General features: G+C 63.9%; 17 protein-coding genes. 3 read left to right on the top strand and 14 right to left on the bottom strand.

Annotated elements, in window-relative coordinates:
- Positions 1–5 precede the first annotated feature (5 nt).
- The 4 genes from VG320_RS25475 to VG320_RS25460 are packed head-to-tail and all read right to left on the bottom strand — an operon-like array spanning position 6 to position 3,685.
- Positions 6–1,073, bottom strand: a complete 1,068-nt coding sequence (locus tag VG320_RS25475) for an asparagine synthase-related protein (RefSeq protein WP_327202838.1) — start codon at positions 1,071–1,073, stop codon at positions 6–8.
- On the bottom strand, positions 1,070–1,876 hold the full coding sequence (locus tag VG320_RS25470; protein ID WP_327202853.1) for a radical SAM protein: 807 nt from the start codon (positions 1,874–1,876) through the stop codon (positions 1,070–1,072). Before VG320_RS25470 ends, VG320_RS25475 begins: the two co-directional genes overlap by 4 nt.
- Before the next feature lie 47 nt (positions 1,877–1,923).
- A complete protein-coding gene (locus VG320_RS25465; RefSeq protein WP_327202837.1) occupies positions 1,924–2,934 on the bottom strand; it encodes a phosphotransferase enzyme family protein in 1,011 nt (336 codons plus the stop codon).
- 1 nt (position 2,935) lies between these two features.
- Complete coding sequence (locus tag VG320_RS25460) at positions 2,936–3,685, bottom strand: hypothetical protein (protein WP_327202836.1); 750 nt, start codon at positions 3,683–3,685, stop codon at positions 2,936–2,938.
- Between the two features lie 173 nt (positions 3,686–3,858).
- Between VG320_RS25460 and VG320_RS25455 the strand changes: the two genes are divergently transcribed.
- Positions 3,859–4,665, top strand: coding sequence for an alpha/beta hydrolase (locus VG320_RS25455; protein WP_327202835.1), 807 nt, complete (start codon positions 3,859–3,861; stop codon positions 4,663–4,665).
- Positions 4,666–4,789: 124 nt separating this feature from the next.
- Complete coding sequence (locus VG320_RS25450; RefSeq protein WP_327202834.1) at positions 4,790–6,223, top strand: DHA2 family efflux MFS transporter permease subunit; 1,434 nt, start codon at positions 4,790–4,792, stop codon at positions 6,221–6,223.
- 23 nt (positions 6,224–6,246) lie between these two features.
- On the opposite strand, the gene VG320_RS25445 is transcribed toward VG320_RS25450, so the two are convergent.
- The 10 genes from VG320_RS25445 to VG320_RS25400 all read right to left on the bottom strand — a co-directional run bounded on the left by VG320_RS25445 (position 6,247) and on the right by VG320_RS25400 (position 19,440).
- A complete protein-coding gene (locus VG320_RS25445) occupies positions 6,247–6,792 on the bottom strand; it encodes a glutathione peroxidase (RefSeq protein ID WP_327202833.1) in 546 nt (181 codons plus the stop codon).
- A 43-nt stretch (positions 6,793–6,835) separates the two neighbouring features.
- Complete coding sequence (locus tag VG320_RS25440; protein WP_327202831.1) at positions 6,836–7,675, bottom strand: Crp/Fnr family transcriptional regulator; 840 nt, start codon at positions 7,673–7,675, stop codon at positions 6,836–6,838.
- Positions 7,676–7,811: 136 nt separating this feature from the next.
- The gene (locus tag VG320_RS25435; protein WP_327202830.1) at positions 7,812–9,443 is read right to left on the bottom strand and encodes an arylsulfatase; all 1,632 of its coding nucleotides are present in this window, start codon (positions 9,441–9,443) and stop codon (positions 7,812–7,814) included.
- A 33-nt stretch (positions 9,444–9,476) separates the two neighbouring features.
- Positions 9,477–11,108 (bottom strand): ABC transporter permease, encoded by a 1,632-nt coding sequence (locus VG320_RS25430; RefSeq protein ID WP_327202829.1) that lies wholly within the window; start codon positions 11,106–11,108, stop codon positions 9,477–9,479.
- 42 nt (positions 11,109–11,150) lie between these two features.
- On the bottom strand, positions 11,151–13,493 hold the full coding sequence (locus tag VG320_RS25425) for a TonB-dependent receptor (RefSeq protein ID WP_327202828.1): 2,343 nt from the start codon (positions 13,491–13,493) through the stop codon (positions 11,151–11,153).
- A 17-nt stretch (positions 13,494–13,510) separates the two neighbouring features.
- On the bottom strand, positions 13,511–14,599 hold the full coding sequence (locus VG320_RS25420; protein WP_327202827.1) for an ABC transporter substrate-binding protein: 1,089 nt from the start codon (positions 14,597–14,599) through the stop codon (positions 13,511–13,513).
- An 88-nt stretch (positions 14,600–14,687) separates the two neighbouring features.
- Positions 14,688–15,632: a TauD/TfdA family dioxygenase gene (locus tag VG320_RS25415; protein ID WP_327202826.1), complete on the bottom strand. Its 945-nt coding sequence runs from the start codon at positions 15,630–15,632 to the stop codon at positions 14,688–14,690.
- Positions 15,633–15,851: 219 nt separating this feature from the next.
- Positions 15,852–16,604: an ABC transporter ATP-binding protein gene (locus tag VG320_RS25410; protein WP_327202825.1), complete on the bottom strand. Its 753-nt coding sequence runs from the start codon at positions 16,602–16,604 to the stop codon at positions 15,852–15,854.
- A 235-nt stretch (positions 16,605–16,839) separates the two neighbouring features.
- The gene (locus tag VG320_RS25405; RefSeq protein ID WP_327202824.1) at positions 16,840–18,177 is read right to left on the bottom strand and encodes a dicarboxylate/amino acid:cation symporter; all 1,338 of its coding nucleotides are present in this window, start codon (positions 18,175–18,177) and stop codon (positions 16,840–16,842) included.
- 96 nt (positions 18,178–18,273) lie between these two features.
- Complete coding sequence (locus VG320_RS25400; RefSeq protein WP_327202823.1) at positions 18,274–19,440, bottom strand: mandelate racemase/muconate lactonizing enzyme family protein; 1,167 nt, start codon at positions 19,438–19,440, stop codon at positions 18,274–18,276.
- 142 nt (positions 19,441–19,582) lie between these two features.
- On the opposite strand from VG320_RS25400, the gene VG320_RS25395 reads away from it, so the two are divergent.
- Complete coding sequence (locus VG320_RS25395) at positions 19,583–20,578, top strand: LysR family transcriptional regulator (protein WP_327202822.1); 996 nt, start codon at positions 19,583–19,585, stop codon at positions 20,576–20,578.
- The last annotated feature ends 3 nt before the right edge of the window (positions 20,579–20,581 follow it).

Raw genomic sequence — 20,581 nt, 5'->3', positions numbered from 1 at the left:
GGTCTTTAAGCGGGGATAGGGCTCGCGCCCAGGTGATCGAGAATCAGCGACAAGGTCGTCCACAACACGCGTTCGGTGTCGGCTTCGAGGGTGGGCGCGGGCAGACCGAGCGACGCCGCCAGCTTGCCAATACGCGTGCGATCGAGCAGCGCATCCAGATTCATGGCGGGCGCAAGACGTCCGCGCTTCGGGCCATGCACGAGCCGATCAGGCAGTGCCAGACGCGCGCCCAGGTCGCGCAGACACTGTTTGTTGGGATCGGGATCGATCGCCAGCAGATGGGCGACCACGGCGCTATCGACAAAGGGCGGGTGCAGCGTCACGCCTTGCGCGTCGAAGATCGCGTGGCACAAGGGCAGATAGTTGGCCGACTGGTCGCGGCGCAGCACCTGGTCCGCGCCGTCGCCAGTGATGGCCAGTTCGATGCCGTCGGCGGCCATGGCTTCGGCCAGCAGATGCTTGGCGACGGGATGCAGATTGAACATCGGCTCTTCGACTGCATACGTAGTGCCCGGCAGCGCGTTCACAAAATCGGCTTCGTCAAAATGCACGATTTTGACGCGCGCCTGCATCTGCGTGGCCAGTTCGAGCGCGGCGTCCTGCTCGCAATAGTCGGGCATGCCGGTCGCGAGAATATAGGCCGTCACCTGGTCGAGCGCGTCCAGTTCGCGCAGCAACGCCAGCAACAGCGCGGAGTCGAGTCCGCCGCTTAGTGCCAGCGCCACGCGTTTGCCGCTGTGAAGCGCGCCTTGCAGCGAGGCGCGCAACAGGGTTTCCAGATCGCCGCGCAACGCTTCGCTGGGCGCGGCGTGCACGTCCAGCCCTTGCGCCGATTTCACCAGCGCAAAACCGGGCGGCACCGCGCGCACGTCGCGTAGCACGGTGCGGCCCACCAGCCGCGCGCCGCTCAGATAACCGGCAATGGCAGCCGCATCGGGCTCGCCGCCAGTGCTTTGTCCCGCAGCACGCAAGGTCGAATCGATATTGCCTGCCCACACGCCGCAACGCGGGTGGTAATGCAGGCGCTCAAAGCCAAAAAAATCGCGCGCGCCAACGATATGGGAAACGGTCATGGATAACAGGCCTTCAGGGTGTCGACTTCAATGCGCTTGAGAATGCGATGCGGCGCTTGCGGCGCGCTGCCGCCGTGGCAATGCAGGCAGGCTTCCAGCGGCGTTTCGCGTTGCAGGTAGGCCAGCATCGCCTCAAGCATGCCGTCGTTGTCGTGCAAGGCCAGGCCATCGGCGTGGAAGTCCCGCGTGCCTTGATACAAGGTATGAAAATGCGCGGGCCGCGTGCAGGTATAAAACATGCCGTCGCGGATCATGTGGCAACGCTCGCGAATCCAGCAGTCGTGGTAGATGCGCTGCGCTTCGTCGCGATCGGTCGAGGGTTGCGCGCGGTTCATCACCGTGAAGGTGTCCTGCACCTTCCAGTTCAGGCGCACGTTGAAGCGCGCCGCCTGCGCCTCGATATGCGCGACAAGATCGTCCGCAAGGCGCGGCTTGGGATAACGCGAAATCGTCAGCGCATCCACGGCCTGCCAGAACGCGTCGGCCATCTCGCCCAGCTTCAGGCCATTGGTTGTCACTGAGACCATCGGCGCGATGCCGGTCTCGCGCACGCAGGCGACGATATCGACGATGCCGGGGTGTAGCAGCGGCTCGCCGCCCACCAGCTTGAACACGCCCGGTTGCAGCACTTTCGCGGCCATGCGCAGGTCGTTCGCCAGGGCGTCAGGGCGTGCGTACCATTCGGGCAGCAGCGGCGAAAGCGAGCAACATTCGGAACACGTCAGATTGCAGTGATCGACTATATGCGCTTCGAGCGAACGCGTCTGCACGCGGCCGTTCTGCACGCGATAGTGCCGCTCCATCGGCGGCGGAAAGACGTGTTTGCGCGCGGGGGTTTCGTTGGTCGTGGTCACGTTGGCGTCCCGCCGTCGCCGTGATCGAGGCAACGGGAATAGAAGTCAATCAAGCGCTCGCGCGCGCCGTCGAATGCCGCGACCATCGTCATGGCGCCGCGCAGATGCGCCGCGAAGCGCGCCCGATTGTTCAGCCAGCCCTGTGCGATCCAGAGCTTGAGCGCGTGCTGCAGACATGCGGCATCGACGGCCCAGGCAAGATGATCCGGGCGCGGTGCTCGCACGCTCGCATAGGCGCGTAGAAAGGCGGCGGCGTGCTGCGGCGCTTCGAGCGGCAAATGATTGAGGCAACGCACCAGTTCATATTCGCGCGGCGCGCCGATGGCCGCTTCCCAGTCGAGGATCCGCGGTGGCAGCGTGCCGTCGAACAGATAGTTGAACTGGTTGTAATCGTTGTGAACCGGATGCTGTGGGTCGTCGGCGGGAAAAGCCGCGATGCTGCCCGGATAGTGCGCGTCGAGCAAACGCAGGCAGGTGTCCACGTAAGTGCCCAGGTTCTCGCGATCTTGGCCGAGCGCGTCGATCAGGCTACGGCGCACGGCGTCGGCGTCAATGGCGGCGAGTCGCTCGCGGATCGTGTCGAGTGCGGGCAGAGCGGAACGGTCGAAACTGTCGAGGCTCGAATGCAACGCCGCGAGGCTCGCGCCCAGAGCCTCCCATTCGGCGCACGTGAAGGTGTCGTAAGTGCGCATCTGCCCCGCGGACCAATGCGTGACCATCGCGTGAAAGCCCGCACCGCTGAATACGGTATCGCCCGTCAAGGTGCGTTGCAGCGTCTGCACGCGAAAACGCGCATCGGCATGCGTCTGCACATGCGTGAGTATGGCGGCTTCTTTTTGCGCGCGCGCCGCATGGTCATCGGCGTAGAGCTTTACGGCCACGCCGCCGCGCGCATCGGGCAGATGCCAGACACGCTCGCTGACCTGGCGCGGCGCAGACGCAAACTCGTTGCGCGCGAAACCATAGGCCGCACGGATCGCTGCGAAAGTCGCGCCGCCGTGCGCCATCTCAGATGGCCTCGGCAGGGCCATAGCGATACGGATGGCCGCTCACAAAGGTGTTGTGGCCGACATAACGAAGCTTGTACATCGCCGGGCGAAACAGCACCGATGGCGCGTTATTGTCGATGCCGAGCCGCGCATACAGATCGCGCCGCACGAAGAACGCGTTATTGCCCATGTCGTCACAGCACACCAGTTCATAGCCCAGGCGCTGGCCAAGGTGATAAAGCGATTCGAGGCTCGCACCGTAATAGGTCGAGCCGTCCCATTCGTGCGCCGGGTTGTAGCACATGACCCAGCGCTCGGGCGGCGCGTAGTACGGGTTGTATTCGATCACCACAATGCGCGGGCGGTAAGCCTCAAGCGCTTGCCAGGTCCAGTAATCGTTGCCGTCGATATCGATCGAGAGCAGATCGAAGTCCCGCGGTACACCCTCTTCGGCGAGCAGTTGCGCGACCGTATCGGGCTGCACGCGCTCATGACGCAGCGCCACGCGCCGCTCGCCGCCGTAGTTCGCCACGAGTTTGTCGTAGCGATACGCACTGCCTTCGACCAGCACGCCCTGCCAGCCGCCTTCGCGCAGCAGCAGCGCGGTATTGCTGTTGCGCAGGCCGTCGCTCGCGCCAATATCGACGCAAAAGCGGTGCGTGGGCGCAATGCGCTCCATCAGGCGGGACAGGATCGCCTCTTCACAACCCTGTGCGTAAAGGCTGGGTGCGAGAGCGGAAAGATCGAGCGGGACAGGCGTGCCTTGCATGAAGTTATGCGCGACTAATCGTTGATAGCGGACAGGAAGTGCGGCGGCGTGATGGAAGCGTAATGTACCGTAAAACGCCGGACGACCGCGCAGGGCAGGCTGTCACGGTGCGGCAGGCGATTCTCCTTATACTGGCGCGATCCCTTCACCAAATCGAATGCGCGAGATCGAGCATGCGGCTGCTTTCTTATGGCTTACGCTTTGCGGTCGCCGCCTGGCTGGTTGCGGCGCTGGTGCTGTTTCTGATGCAGGACCGCCTGCTGCTGCCCTCCACGCCCGACGCGCCCGATCTGCGCTCGCTCACGCACGCGGGCGACACCATCGGCGTGTGGCACGTACACGATCAATACGCGGGCTACGTCGTGACGCCGGCGGGCCAGGCGCCGCGCGGCACCTTCATCGTCTATCACGGCAATGAGGAATCCGCCGAAACCAAGCTGCCGCTCGCCGATATCTTCGTGCGTGCGGGCTATCGCGCCGTCATCGTCGAATATCCGGGGCATGGCAACCGCCCGGGTGCGCGCACGATGAAGGCGGCGCTCGCCGCATCGCGCGACGCCTTCGAGGCTGCGCTCGCGCAATGGGGCGGCCCGGTCTGGCTGGTGGGCGAATCGCTGGGCGCGGGGATGGCTTCGCAGGTTGTGAATGGCAACGAGGCTTCGATTGCGGGCGTTGCGCTCATCACGCCGTGGGATTCGCTCGCCGATGTCGCCGCGGAAAAGTATCCGATCTTTCCGGTGCGCTGGCTGCTGCACGACGGTTTCGATTCGATTGCCGCCGTGGCCCATTACACGGGGCCGCTCGTGATCGTCGGCGCGCAGCAGGATACGCTGATTCCCGTGGTGCATGCGCAGCACTTCGCCAGCGCGCATGGCAATGCGCATCTGATGATGCTGGGCAGCGCCGATCACGACGACTGGTTTGGCGCGATGACGATGGCGGACTGGCAGCAGGTGATGCATTGGCTGAAGGCGAGCTGACCCGGGCGAGCTAACCCGGACGAACTAACGCTGGCGAGTGGGCGCGCCGCACGCGCGGCGAAGCGCTCGTCTAAGATGCGAGTTTCGCCAGGCGAATAGCCTCAACCGCATCGGACCACCTCGCATGGACGCCACGTCCCCACTCGCCGCCCGTCGGCGGCTCGCTATCGCTCTGCTCGTCGCAGGCGTGTTCTTCATGGAGAACCTCGACGCCACCGTGATCGGTACATCGCTGCCCGCGATGGCGCGCGATTTCGGCACCGCGCCCGCGTATCTCTCGGTGGGCGTGTCGGCCTATCTGGTCGCGCTCACGGTCTTTATTCCCGTGAGCGGCTGGGCCGCCGACCGCTTCGGCGCGCGCCGCGTGTTCAGCCTCGCCATCGCCGTATTCACCTTCGCGTCGCTGCTTTGCGCGCTGAGCCAGGGCTTGTTGAGCTTCACCGCCGCGCGCGTCGTACAGGGCATTGGCGGAGCGATGATGGTGCCGGTCGGCCGGCTCGTCGTGATGCGCGAGACGCCCAAGGAAGGCATCGTGCGCGCCATCGCCCTGCTCACCTGGCCCGCACTGGTCGCGCCGATTCTCGGGCCGCCCGTGGGCGGCTGGATCAGCACGCACTGGAGCTGGCACTGGATCTTCCTGCTCAATCTGCCATTGGGCGTCATCGCGTTCGTGGCCGCGCGCCTGCTCGTGCGCAACGGCACGCTGATCACGCAGCGCTTCGACACCGTAGGCTTCGTGCTGAGCGGTCTGGGCTTCGGCCTTTTCATGGCGGGCATCGAGGCGATCAGCCGCGCCGACGTGCCCCGCGCCGTTTCGTTCGGCATCCTGATTGGTGGCATCGCCCTGCTCGCGCTGAGCGTGTGGCATCTGCGGCGCGCAGCGCAGCCTCTGTTTGGCCTGGCGCCGTTTGCGATCCGCACGTTTCGCGTCACCGCGCTGGGCGGCTCGCTCTTTCGCACCGCCATCGGCACCGCGCCGTTCCTGCTGCCGCTGATGTTCCAGATTGGCTTTGGCTATAGCGCGGTGCAGGCAGGCTCGCTGCTGCTCTGGCTGTTCGCGGGCAATCTGGCGATGAAACCGGGCACGACGCGCATCATGCATCGCTTCGGCTTTCGCACGGTGCTGCTGGTCAACGGCTTGCTGGTGGCGGCCGGCTTCGCGGCCTGTGCGCAATTGAGCGCGGCCACGCCGTACTGGCTCGTGTGCGCGTTGCTGTTCTTCACCGGCATGACGCGTTCGATGCAGTTCACGGCGCTCAACACAATCGGTTTCGCCGATGTGCCGCAACCGCAGATGCGCGACGCCACCACGCTCTTTTCAGTGCTGCAGCAGATGAATGCGGGGATGGGGATTGCCGTCGGCGCGCTGTTGCTGTCGCTCGCCGAGCAGTGGCATGGCACGGCCGCGGGGCACGCTACGCCAGGCGATTTTCAGCTGGCGTTCTGGATGATCGCCTGCGTGGCGCTGCTGGCCACGGTCGACAGCGTGTTGCTGCCCGCAAATGCGGGCAGCCGGGTGCTGGTGGCGCAGAAGCGGAAGTCGGAACAGGCGTCCTGAACAACTGCGCTCTTAAAAGGCGCTTACCCCTTCGCCAGTTCCGCCTCGATCGCGGCGACGAGCTTCGGATCGTCCGCCGCCGTATCGGGCGCGAAGCGTCCAACCACTTCACCCGTGCGGCTCACGAGAAACTTCTCGAAGTTCCACAGCACGTCGGGCGCCGCGTTCGGCTGGATGCCGTAGCCTTCCAGGCGCGTGCGGAACGGGCCGTCGCCAGCTGCTTGCGGCTGCGCCTGCGTAAGCGACCGATAAAGCGGATGCTGGTCGTCGCCGACCACCGAAATCTTCGAAAACAGCGGGAACTTCACGCCGAAGGTGCCGGTGCAGAAGGCCTGGATCTCCGCATCCGTGCCCGGCTCCTGGCCCTTGAAGTTGTTGGCGGGGAACGCCAGCACTTCCAGGCCTTCGGCGCGCTTGCCTTCGTAGAGCGCTTCGAGTCCTTCGTACTGCGGCGTCAGCCCGCATTTGGACGCCACGTTGACCACCAGCAGCACTTTGCCCGCGTAGGGGCGCAGCGTGGTTTGCGCGCCGTCGATGGCGTTCACGGGAATGTCGTAAATCGTGCTCATGTCTGCATCCTTGGTTTGATCGGGTTAGTTGAAGCGTTCGCTCTTACTCGCAGGCCTCGCGCACCATCAGCAAGGCCGCGCTGTCGACGATCGTGATCTGCCCATAGCGGATCTCGATCCAGCCGCGATCGGCAAACGCCCGCAATTCCTTATTGATGCTCTGCCGCGACACGCCGAGCAGCGCCGCGAGATCGTCCTGTGAAAGTTTCAGGCCGATCTCCACGCCCGCATCGACGGCATTGCCGTAGCGCTCGGCGAGACTGAGCAGCCGCTCGGCCACGCGCGCGCTGAAATCCGCCAGCCGCGAGAAGCGAAAGCGGTCGTTCAGTTCGCGGTTGCGCGAGCAGATCAGCTCGAAAAAGCCGCGCATCAAGGCGGGCTGCCGCTCGAACAGGTCGAGCATCACCTCGCGCGGGATATGGTACAGCCGCACCGTGCCGCGCGCATACATGTCACACAGCGAGCCTTTGCGGTCGAGCGCCGGAATGATGTTGATGACCGAATCGGGCTGGATGTACTCGCCGATCACGCGCGCGCCCGACGCGCTCACCCAGCTCGCTTCCAGCGCGCCGGCCAGCACGATCAGGATCTCCTTGCAGTCGGCCTGATACGGCACCACCAGTTCGCCATGCAGCCAGGTCTTTTCATAGCCAGCATCGACGAGCGTGGCCGCCGCGCCCGCAGACCAGTGCTGCAGGCTCGGATTCGTGAGGAAGGCGCTAATGACGCGCTGGCGCGTGAGCGGGTCGAGCGTGCGCCGCGACATCGCGTCGTGGCTGGACCAGCCGAAAGAGGTGGACGAGGTGGGCGGTACGGGCGGCGCAAGCGCTGCGCGCCGCTCGGGCGTAGCGAACCGCTCCGCTAGCCTGGCTATGGCGGCCATGATTCGTTCTCCGGGGACGATATGTTCAAGCCATTTGAGCATCTGATCCCCGCCCGCCCAAACCATGATTTGCTGCTATCCATATCTGCACTGCGGCGCTAATGCGATGTGGATCGCAGGAATGGTCGTCGGTGCTTCAAACAGGCGCAAACTCAAACGCCTGCACGCCGTTTTCCTCCACATAGGTTTCCCAGTGCGCCAGCAGCGTTTGCAGCCGGGCCGGTTCGGCTGCGGCCAGATCGCGGGTTTCGCCGGGGTCGCGCGCGAGATCGTAGAGCTGCCACACGCCCGGCCCAGCCGGCGCGGGAATGAACACGGCTTTCCAGTCGCCCTGGCGCACCGCGCGCCGCCCGAACAGTTCCCAGCCGGTCACGTGGGTGTCGTCGTGCACGGCGTCGGCTTCGTTGCGCAGATAGGGCAGCAGCGAGCGGCCCTTCACGGCGGCGATCTCGCGCCCCCGCCAGTGCGTGCCGGGATGCTCGACGCCTGCGAGTTCGAGCACGGTCGGCACCACGTCCATGACCGTCGCGAACGCATGGCCCACACCGCGCCGCGCCGTCGCACCGAGCGCCGCGTGATGCGCGAACGCCACCACGCGGATGCCGCCTTCGGTCGTGAACGCCTTGTAGAGCCGCGACGGCGCCGTGCCCGCCTGGGCCCAGCGCGGGCCGTACCAGACGTAGGAATTGCCGCGCCCGACGTTATCCAGGCTGTTGTCGTAGTAATCGCGGATAAAGCGTTGCAGATCCGGCCCGAAGATCGGCAGCGCTTCGAGCAGCGCGCCTTCAGCACCGTTGTCGGAGAGAAACAGCACGAAGGTGTTGTCGAATTCGCCGGTCTGCTTCAGATGTTCGATCACACGGCCCACGTTCCAGTCCAGCCGCTCGACCATCGCCGCATAGACCTCCATCGTGCGCGCCGAAAAAGCCTGCTCCTGCGGCGACAGCGCATCCCATTCGGGCGTGGGCGCGACAACCGGGTGAGCACTCACTTCGGCGTCGAGCAGGCCCAGCGCCTTCTGCCTGGCGAGGCGTTCGGCGCGCAGCGCGTCGGGGCCCGCGTCGTAGCGGCCACGGTAGTGCTCGACAATATCGGCGGGTGCTTGCAGCGGCCAATGCGGCGCCGAAAACGGCAGGTAAGCGAAGAAGGGGCGCTCATCGTCAGCGCCGCGCTCGCCCAGGAACTGGATCAGCTTGTCCGCGAAGGCGTCGGACGAATAGAAGTCTTCGGGCAGGTTTTCGGCGTACAGGCCGTCTTCGACATACAGGCCGCGCGTCGAGCGCATCAGGCGCGGCTGTTCGTCGTCCTCGCCGACCGGTTCGAAGCCATAGTGATTGGCCGCGCCCGGCAGCAGCGCGAAGGAGCGCTCGAAGCCGCGCGCCGAAGGCGCACGCTCCAGCGTCAGCCCCAGGTGCCACTTGCCCGCCATCGCCGTGAAATAGCCGGCGTCGTGCAGCAGTTCGGGCAGCGCCGCCACGCGCTCGTTCAGATAGCCCTCGTAGCCTGGCTTGTCCGCCAGATGCGGCGGCAGCGCCTCGGCCATCGTGCCGATGCCGGCGACGTGATGATCGGTCCCGCTCAGCAGCATCGCGCGCGTCGGCGAACAGGCGGAGGCTGTGTGGAAGTCGGTGAAGCGCACGCCCGCGTGCGCCAGCGCGTCGAGGTTAGGCGTGGCAATCTCGCCGCCGAACGCGCCGAGGTCGGAGAAGCCCAGATCGTCCGCGACGATCACGAGAACATTGGGACGTTTGCCAGACTGCTTTGTCATATCGAGGTTTCCAGTGAGATTTGAGGCGTCCAGTCAATGCCGCGTGCGCCAGCGCGTAACCGACGCTTCCAGGCGGCTGCCAAGCCAGCCGAACAAGGCCCCCAGCGCGCCGATCGTGACCGCGGCGGCCAGCAGGCGGTCGGTACGAAACAGTTGCTGGGCGTCGATCATGAACGTGCCCAGGCCCACGCCCGAGGGCATCAGATACTCCGCGCCAATCGCGCCGAGCCACGCATAGACGAGCGCGAGCCGCAGCCCCGCGAACACGCCAGGCAGGATCGCCGGGACGATCAGCCAGCGCAGCCGTTGCCAGGCGTTCAGGCGCAGCGTGAGCGCGACTTCGACGAGCGCGGGGGGCAACGCTTCGACGGCCCGGCTCGTTGCCAGCACGACGGGAAAGAACGCCGCCAGCGCGACGAAGATCACCTTGGAGAGATCGCCCAGCCCGGCCCACGCGGTCAGCAGCGGAATCCACGCGAAGATTGCGACCTGACGCAAGGCCGTGAGCGTCGGGCCGAACGCGCGCCGTACCCACGTCACCGCACCCAGCGCAATGCCGAGCGCCAGGCCCGCGAACGCGCCCAACGCCAGGCCCTCGCCCGCTCGGGCGAGCGTGTGTGCTAACGGCACCGGCAGCGCGCCGCTGCGCAGATCGTCGAGCGCGCTTCGCAGCACGGCGCCCGGAGCGGGCAGCAGGTTCGTATCGACGAGATGCGCATGCGCAGCCAGCACCCAGAGCGCGAGAATCAGCGCAGGCAGGCTCGCTCCACGCACGTAGCGCGGCCAGCCGCGTCGCGAGGCAGCGACACGCGCGCCCGGCGCTTCATGCGGCCAGCGCACGAGCCGGCGATCCAGCCGCTGCACGCCCTGATCGATCGCGTAACCCGTCAGCCCGATCGTGACGATGCAGACGAACACCACGTCGAGCTGGAACATCTGCCGCCCATACACCATCAGGTAGCCGATGCCCTCCGACGAGGCCAGCAACTCCACGGCGATCAGCGTGAGCCAGCCCTGCGCGAGCGCCTGGCGCACGCCGGTCAGGAACGCGGGGAGCGCGGCGGGCAGCACCAGCAGGCGCACACGCTGCCAGGCAGACAGACGCAGCACGCCCGCCACTTCACGCAGCCGCCACGGCATGGCACGCACGCCCGCCTGGGTGTGGATCGCCACGGGGATCGCCACGGCCTTGAAGATCAGCACCAGCTTGAGCGCCTCGCCAATGCCAAGCACCACCATCAAAAGCGGCAACAGCGCGAGCGGCGGCACCTGCGCGATGGCATAGAAGAGCGGCGAGATCAGTTCTTCCGCGACCACGCTCGCGCCCATGAGCGCGCCGAGCAACGCGCCGCCCAGCGTGCCCAGCACGAAGCCAATCGCGAGCCGCTCCAGGCTGATGAGCAGATTCGACACGAGGCCGTCGCGCAGCAGATCGCGTGCGGTCTGCCAGACGAGTTCGGGCGCGGGCAGGATCTGCGCCGACATCCAGCCCGCGTGCGCCGCTTTCCACCAGAGCAGATAGACGAGCACGGGCAGCGTCCACGGCAGCAGTGCGGACCAGGAGAGGGCCTCGCCGCCCGCACGCTTGAAGCGGACCGCACGCGGCGGGCGCGCCGCATCGTCATCCTTGTCGTCGAGAATCGTCGAATTAGCGGTATTGAGCATGTCGGCCTCGCAGCCTGTTGGAGCCTGTAACAAGCGGTTGAATCAATAAGTAAAACGAAGCGTTGCGCCGACCATGCGCGGGTCGCCCGCCATCGCCGTATAGGTGTTCTGCACGCTCGCGAAAGACGCCAGGTAATAGTGGCGATTGAACAGGTTGTGCGCCCAGATCGACAGGTCCCACTTGTGCGCGCCACTGTTCAGGCGCCAGCCCGTCGCAAGATTGAAGATTCCATAGCCCGGCAGGCGGCCGTAACGCGAATCGTCGAGCGTGCCGTACTGGTTCGAGCGTAGCGACCACACGCCGGTGACGTACTGGTCGATGTCGTGGCCGAGTGAGAACTCGTATTGCGCGCTGAGGTTGGCGATCCAGCGCGGTGCGCCCGAGACCGGCTTGCCCGTGAGGTTGCAGGTGGTCGCGCCGGTGGCGAGCGTGACTTCGGCGGCGCACGGGCCGTTCGTGTACGAGCTGTAGGTTGCGTTCACATACGACGCATTCAGGCCGAGCGTCAGGCCGCGCAAGGGACGCGCGCGCAGATCGAGTTCGGCGCCGCGCGAACGCACATTGGCGCCGTTGGCGAGCACCTGGCTGACAAGTCCGCTCGACGGCACCGTCACGTAGGTGGTGGCCTGATAGCCGTTGATCTGCGTCCAGAACAGATTGGCGTTGAGCACCAGCCGATGGTCGAGCCATTCGCTCTTGATGCCGAGTTCGGCGTCGTTGGCGCGCTCGGGCCCGAACAGCAGCGAATTCGCGCCAAGCGTGGGTGCGGAACCCACCGCCATATTGATGCCGCCGGACTTTTCGCCGTGCGAGAGCGTCGCGTAGGCAAGCACGTCGGAAGTGAGCTTGTAGCTGAAGTTGAGCATCATCGACGGGCTGATGCTGTGCTGGCCGAGTTGCCCCGACTGGTAGGCGCCCACCGCCGCATTGCGCAGCGCGAGCAGCGAGCCGGTAAGTTCCTCGCCGCCCGAAGGCGCGAGACGGTTCACGTAGCCGGTCTTGTCCTCGTAGGTGCCGCGCACGCCAGCGGTAAGATCGGCGCGCGTGTTGATATGCCACGTCGCCTGGCCGAACAGCGCGGCGCTGTTGGTTTCCACCGAAGCTGGCGACACCGCCGTCACGCCATTCAGAATGCCGCGATTGACGCCGTACTGGAACAGATCCGCATCGGGGCCGAACGCGGTGAAGGTGTTGGTGTTGGTCTGCTCGTAGAAGTAGTACGCGCCCACCACCCAGTCGATCGGGCCGCCTGTGGGCGAGGCGAGGCGCACTTCCTGCGAGATCTGGTGATCGTCAACGCGCACGCCCGTGTCGGTGATCGCGGGCACGGCCAGGCCGTCGCCGTCGTTGGTTGGCGAGAAGTCCCAGAAGCGCGCCGCCGTGATCGACGTAAGCGAATAACCGGAGGGCAGTTTGTAGTTCACCTCGGTCGATACGCCGCCCTGATGGACGTTCATGTGCGGCGTGGTGTCGGTGTTGACCTGGGACTGCGAAGGATTGAGCACTGGCGTCACGCCCAGCAGCGCCGCGCGCGACGCATACGTGCTTCCAGTGGGCACGCCGTAGAGCAGCATCGCGCCCGTGTTCGAATTCTGCGTGTTGTAATCGGCGATAAAACGCACGCTTAGATCGTTGTTCGGCTTCCATAGCAACTGGCCGCGTACGCCGTAATTCGAAACACCGTTCAACTGGCTGCCGTTATACAGATTCGTCACGCTGCCATCGCTGTGCGTGTGTTCCAGATCGAGCGTGCCCGCCAGCGTTTCGGAAAGCGGCCCGCTCAAATGCGCCTTGGTCTGCGCATAGCCGTCGTTGCCGACCGATTGCTCCAGATAGCCTTCGGTATGAAACTGGGGCGGCCGCGTCGAGATATTGAGCACGCCCGCCGTGCTGTTCTTGCCGAACAGCGTGCCCTGCGGGCCGCGCAGCAGGTCCACCTGCTGGATATCGAGCAGATCGAACACCGCCATGCCGGGGCGGCCCAGATAAACATTGTCGAGATAGACGCCGACGCTCGGCTCCAGATTGTCGCTGGCCGGATTGTTGCCGATGCCGCGAATCGAAATGCTCGACTGGCGCGGATTGATGAACGCGACATTCAGGCTCGGCAAACACTGCTGCAGGTCCTGGATGCGATAGAGGCGCTGGCGCTCCAGATCCTGTCCGCTAACGGTGGAGATCGGCGCGGGCACTTTCTGCGCGCTTTCCGAACGGCGGCGCGCCGTGACCGTGAACTCCTTCAGTTGTACGGGGTTTTCGGCTTTTGCCTGGGTGGTTTCGGTCGTCGTTCCAGCTTTCGTATCGTCCTGAGCCCATGCGGAAGTCGTCGCCAGAACCGCTGCGGCAATCGCCGTCAGCCGATAAAAGGTGTGGTGGTCCTTCATATTGTTATAGAAACCTTTTAATTCGTCTTTGCCGTCTTTTCGACTTCACCGAACGTGTGCGAGGGTTGCCAGCGCCCGGCAAGCTTCGTCTGCGCAAGCGCCTGATTCAGATACGTCGCATCGACCCAGCGATCGACGTCGAAGGTCTGGCGGATCATGCCCTGCTGCTTCGCTGTCTCCACATCGCGCTTGAACGCGTTGACGAAGTACGGATCGAGCAGCGGAGAGAAAAACGTGGCTGGATCGCTGTCGCCGATTTCATTGCGCCATACCGAAGTGGGCGTGCCCGCGCGGGTCTGCTCCAGTTGCAGATAAGCGTCCAGATTTTTACGATCCGATACCCAACTGGACGCTTCCAGCACGCTCGCCACGACGCGCTGCGCCCATTCGGGATGCGCACGCAGGAAGTCGCCCGACGCCACCGGTCCGGCCTTGAACGTGCCCACGCCATCGCGGTCACGCGTGCTCACCGGGATATCGACCAGACCCTTGTCCTTGAGAATGAAGAGCGACGACGGCCCCCATACGGCATCGATGCGATGCGCGGCAATCGCGGCAGCGGCACTATTGAGGTCGAGATTGACCACGCGGAAATCGCGCTCGCTCAGGCCTTCGCTGCGCAGTACGCTATCAAAAGACAATTGCAGCGCCGTACCGCGAAAGAGCGCGATCTGTTTGCCCTTGAGGTCCTTCAGATCCTTGATGCCCTGCCCCGGCTGCACCGCTAGATAGCCGTTGACATCACGCGCCAATGCGGCGATCAGGCGCGTGTCGAGCCCGTTCGCGCGGCCGATGATGCCGGCAAGATCGCCGAGGAAAGCCAGATCGACCTGATGGTTCGCGAACGCCTCGTTGACGGCCGGACCAGCGCCTTTGAAGAAGGTCCACTCGATCTTCTCGCCGTCTTTCTGGAAGGCCTTTTCCAGCGTCTGGTTCGCGTAAAGCACGTCGACCACGCCGCCGCCCGCGGGCTTCGACGCCGCGCCAATATCGGGCACCGCGATGCGGATCACGTTCTGCGCGCGGGCATGCGGCGAAACCAGCGCCAGCAGCGCAAACGCGATAAGGCAAGCGCCATAAAAATGTGCAAAAAATCGACGTCCCACGAGAACCCCCACAAATAAAGCACTTTCAATACGTATTGCCTGACGCTGCCGCGCGAAACACGCGGCAGCGTGGCGCGCGCGTTGTGTTTCAGGCCGCAGCAGCCAGCTTCGGATTCTTTTCCACGCTGCGCGTGACGCTCCTGCGCCCATCCACGCTCACCGGCACGTCGCCCGCCAACGTCACGCGGCGCACGACACGGCGTGCGTCGCCGTAATCGTTCACGGCATAGTGCTGGGTCGCGCGGTTGTCCCAGATCGCCACATCGCCGCTCTGCCAGCGCCAGCGCACGATGTTTTCCAGGCGCGTGATATAGCCCTGGAATACCTCGAACAGATGGTTCGAGGCGGAACCCGGCAGATCGACAAAGCGCTTGAAGAAATGACCCAGCACGAGGGTTTTCTCGCCGCTTTCCGGGTGCACGCGCACGAGCGGATGCTCGGTTTCATAGCGCGTGGAAACGAACACTTCGCGATAGCGCTCGTAGGCGGCCTTCGCCTGCTCGGTGAGCGTGTTGCGCGCGTAGCTCGCGGCGGCCGCGTAGTCGTAATCGTTGCTGTGCACGGCCCAGAGTTGTTCGGCCAGCGTCTTGAGCGCGGGCGGCAGATCGTCGTAGGCGGTGGCCGTGTTGGCCCAGACCGTGTCGCCGCCAATCTCGGGATTCGTCACGCCGCGCAGGATCGAAGCCTTGGGATAGGCGTCGACGAACGTCACGTCCGTGTGCCACGAATTGGCACGGCCGCCGTGCAGCGAATCGAGTTCGAGCAGATACTCGGTGCCTTCGCGCACGGGCACGGTGGGATGCGCCACCGGATCGCCCAGCAGTTTGGCGAACGACTCCTGCTCCTGGTCCGTCAAATGCGTCTGGTCGCGAAAGAAAATAACCTTGTGGCGCAGCAGCGCCGCATTGATCGCTTCCAGCGCCGCCGGTTGCAGATCGCCGGACAGGCGCACGCCGCGAATTTCCGCGCCAATACGGCCCGTGATCGGGTGAATCGATAGCTCGCCGGTTTCCACTACGTTGAGTTTTGACATATCTTCTCGATATGAAAAGGAATCCTTATGAATAAAAACGCAAAGGCGGTTGAGAATCGTCGCCTTCTTCGTCATGCTGGTCGTGATCGCTTGCCTGCCAGGGTCGACAAAAGCGCGACGACGACCGTTACAGCCATGCTACCGGGGCACTGCGCGAATATCTGTCGATGCCTTGACAGTCCAAAGCACGCATTCAGCTATGTGAATTCGCTGCGTGAATTAGCTGTGTGAATTAACGCCATGACCCAGCAAAGCGTGCAGACGCTCGCGCTCGTGCTGGAATGCGGTGTCGGCGCGATTGCGCGGGTAGGCAAGATCGATGTCGACGGTGGCGCGCAGCGGACCCGGACGCGGCGCCATCACCACCACGCGGTCGGCCAGATAGACGGCCTCTTCCACGTCGTGGGTGACCAGCAGCATCGTCAGATCGGCGGCGGCGCGAATACGCAGCAGTTGATCGTGCATCTGCGAGCGCGTGAGGGCGTCGAGCGCGCTGAACGGTTCGTCCAGCAGCAGAAAAGCGGGCCGCGCGACGATCGCGCGCGCTAGCGCCACGCGTTGCGCCATGCCGCCTGAAAGTTGATGCGGCAGCGCGCGCTCGAAGCCCGCGAGACCGACCAGCGCGACGTGTTCGCTCACGCGCTGGCGCACTTCGCTGGGATCCAGTCCGAAGCGCGCCAGTCCTAGCGCGATGTTCTGTTCGAGGGTGAGCCATGGGAACAGGCGCGGGTCCTGAAACACGATGCCGGCTTCGTCGTTGCCGATCCTCGGCGCGACACCATCGACAAGAATCGGCCCCTCATAGGCGCTGTCGAATCCGCACAGCAGGCGCAGCAAAGTGGATTTGCCGCAACCGCTCTCGCCAAGAATGGCGACGAATTCCTTGCGGTGAATATTCAGGTCGAGATCGGCAAGAATGGCGCGCGTGTGGCCGGCAACCTGGAAGCGCTTGCTCACGCCATGGAGATGCACGAAGGAATCGGGCGCGCCGCGGCCATACGGCGATTGCGACGCCAATGCGGGAGGGTGCATAGGAAGCCTGATAGTGGAGCCGTGGGCGTCGCGCGCTTGACGCGCAGCGACGGATCAAGGCATCCATTATCAAAAAGGCTACGCCGGGCTGTCTGTCAAAGAGTGGTCAGATTACCCGGCGATTTGACGCTATCGATATTCCTGGGCGGGCTTTACGAGCCCGAAAAATGAAAGGCTATCGCAAGGCCGCCGGATGATTGGCCACAGAATGCGGCTCCTCTTCGGGGGTATCGATAACATCGAATTCGCACTCGCGATTGAGCACCGCGCGCGCCCGATCCATATCGAGCGCCCCTTCCCATCGCGCCACGACAATCGTCGCCACCCCGTTGCCAATCAGGTTGGTGACGGCGCGCGCTTCGTTCAGAAAGCGGTCGACGCCCAGCAGCAGCACCAGACCCGCCACCGGAATCTTGTGCATCGAGGCAAGCGTCGCAGCCAGCGCAACAAATCCCGCGCCCGCCACACCGGCCGATCCTTTCGAAGTCAGCAGCAGCACGCCAAGCACGACAATTTGATCCATCAGCGTCAGATGGATATTCATGGCCTGCGCAACGAACATGGCGGCCATCGTGAGATAGATCGCGGTGCCATCGGCGTTGAAGGTGTAGCCGGTGGGCAGCACCATGCCGACCACGGGACGCGAGCAGCCCAGTTTCTCCATCTTGATGAGCATTTGTGGCAACACTGCTTCGGTAGATGCCGTGCCCAGCGTAATGAGGATTTCGTCGCGGATATAGCGCAGGTACTTCCACAGCGATAGACCACACAAGCGCATGACGAGGCCAAGAACGAGCGCGACAAACAGAATCGAGGTGAGGTAAAGACAAAGCATCAGTTGTCCGAACGATGCGAGCGTGCCCAGGCCGTACTTTGCGATGGTGAACGCCATGCCGCCGAATGCGCCCACCGGCGCCACATACATGACGATGCGCACGACGCCAAACATGCCTTGCAGGAACATGTCGAGCATATCGACTAGCGGCGCGGTGCGGGGTCCAAGCTTCGCCAGTGCGATGGCGAATAGCACGGAGAAAAAGATGATCGGCAGGATTTCGCCGTTTGCGAAGGCGCCGACTATGCTGTTCGGCACGATGCTCATCAGAAAGCCGAGCATGGTGTGTTCCTGCGCGGCGTGGGCATAGTTCGCGATCGAGGAACTATCGATATGCGACGGATCGATGTTCATGCCGCTGCCGGGCCGGACCACGTTGACGACCACGAGGCCAATGACAAGCGCAAGAGTCGACGCCACTTCAAAATACAGCACCGCCTTGACGCCTACGCGCCCCGCTTCGTGCAGATCGTTCATGCGCGCAATGCCCACGACGACCGAAGCGAAGATGATCGGCGCAAGCAGCATGCGGATCAGCTTGATGAACAGATCGCCCAGCGGTTTGAGATCGACGCCAATATCCGGGTAGAAGTGGCCGACAAGAATGCCGGCCACGATGCCGATCAGAACCTGAACGTAGAGCTTCGAAAGATAGCGTTTGAGCGTTGAGGGCCGCATGTCTGTCTCCTGAGCATGGCGTCCATTGAATTGCGGGCGACCGCCAACCGCCGTACATGCGGCGGCTGTGTTTCCGGTCGCGATTGCGCTTCGAATTCAGGCAGAAAGCTTCTGCATTTCAGCGTAGAGATCGGCCTTGCCTTCGAAGCCGATGCCCGGCAGATCCGGCATCGTGATAAAGCCGTTATCCACCTTCACGCCATCGGGGAAGCCGCCATATGGCTGGAACAGATCGGGATACGATTCGTTGCCGCCCAGCCCCAGGCCCGCAGCGATGTTGAGCGACATCTGATGGCCGCCGTGCGGGATGCAGCGGCTTGGCGACCAGCCGTGCTGACGCAGCATGTCGAGCGTGCGCAGATATTCGACCAGACCATAGCTCAGGGCGCAGTCGAATTGCAGCCAGTCGCGGTCTGCGCGCATGCCACCGTAGCGAATCAGATTGCGCGCGTCCTGCATCGAAAACAGATCCTCGCCGGTAGCCATCGGCTTGTCGTAGTAATTGCGCAGCGTGGCCTGCAATTCGAAATCGAGCGGGTCGCCCGGCTCCTCGTACCAGAACAGATCGTATTGCGACAGCGCCTTCGCATACTGGATCGCGGTGTCCAGATCGAAGCGGCCATTCGCGTCGACCGCCAGTTTCTGGCCGTCGCCCAGCACGCTGAGAATCGAATCGATCCGGCGCAGGTCTTCATCGAGCGACGCGCCGCCAATTTTCTTCTTCACGACCGTATAGCCGCGATCGATATAGCTGCGCATTTCGTCCTTGAGCTTGCCGTGATCCTGGCCCGGATAGTAATAGCCGCCCGCCGCGTAGACGAAGATCCTGCGGTTCGGCTGGCCATCGCCATAACGGTCAGCCAGCAACTGGAAAAGCGGCTTGCCTTCGATCTTCGCCACCGCGTCCCACACGGCCATGTCGATCGTGCCGATCGCAACCGAGCGCTCGCCGTGGCCGCCCGGCTTTTCGTTGGTGAACATCGTCGCCCAGATCTTGTGCGGGTCGAGATTGTCGCCCGCGTCGTTGACGAGCGAGGCCGGGTCGGCTTCGAGAATGCGCGGGATGAAACGCTCACGCATGAGCTTGCCCTGCCCGTAACGCCCATTCGAATTGAAGCCGTAACCAACGACAGGTTTGCCATCGCGGATCACGTCCGTAATCACGGCGACAAGGCTCAGCGTCATCTTGCTGAAGTCGATATAGGCGTTGCGGATCGGCGAACTGATCGGAACGGTTTTTTCGCGAATCTCGACGATTCTCATGGTGCTCTCTCCTGGACTGGCGCGTTTGCTGGGTGTCTCGATTGCATGGATACGCTGCAATGGGACGTAGCATAGCCGCGGCAGAACGGCCTATACTTCACCTCGATTCATTTCATTTTTAACCAAAAGTGAGCGCTGACCGGTGAGAACCGACTCCACATCCGACTTCGAGTTCTTCGTGCAACTGGCGAAACTCAAGAGCCTGTCGGGCGCCGCGCGTGCGATGGGCATCACGCCGCCCGCCGCGACCAAGCGCCTGGGGGTCCTTGAAGAGCGCTTCGGCACGCGGCTGGTGAACCGCACCACGCGCAGCGTGAGCCTCACGCCCGAAGGCGAAACGTTCGCGCGTTACGCTTCGCAGATCCTCGAACAAGTGCGCGAAATGGAAGATGCCATCGCAGGCTCGCCGGCCGATCCGCATGGGCGTTTGCGCATCAATGCGACCTTGGGTTTTGGACGGACCACCATCGCGCCGCTGGTGTCGGAATTCGCCCGACGTTATCCGCATGTCGATATCCAGTTCGTCGTCACCGATAAACCCATCGACCTGGTCGAAGGCGCGTTCGATATGGCGATACGCTTCGGCGAGCTGCCGGATCAGCGACTCAGGGCGCGCCGCCTGATGAGCAACCGGCGCTTTTTATGTGCGTCGCCAAAGTATCTGGAACGGCACGGCGTACCGCAGCGAAAGGAGGATCTGGTCAATCACCGCTGCATCATCCACACGCAGAACGACGACGCGTTCGGCGTATGGCGCTTCATGCAGGAGGATCATCTGGAGGCGCTCAAGGTGAGCGGCTCGCTCTCCAGCAATGACGGCGATATCGTGTTGCGCTGGGCGCTGGACGGTCACGGCATTCTGATCCGCTCGGAATGGGATCTGGCGAAATATATCCAGAGCGGCAGGCTCAAACTCGTGTTGCCGGAGGTGGCTCTGCCGTCGGCGGATCTGTTCGTGTATTACCCAGGGCAACGCAACGAATCCACGCGCGCGCGGGCGTTTATCGACTTTCTCGTCAAGCACTTCGAGGCGCCGTTCGTACCCGTCGACGTGAGTCAGGCCGGGCCAGCAAAGAAGAAGTCCGGGACGACTACGAGCTCACGCGCACGCAGCAAACGTGCTCAGGCGCGCGCGTAGAGG

Source organism: Paraburkholderia sp. (assembly GCF_035948235.1).
Lineage (GTDB): Bacteria > Pseudomonadota > Gammaproteobacteria > Burkholderiales > Burkholderiaceae > Paraburkholderia.
Note: the sequence above shows the minus strand (reverse complement) of the source record. Positions and strands in the feature narration are given on the sequence as shown.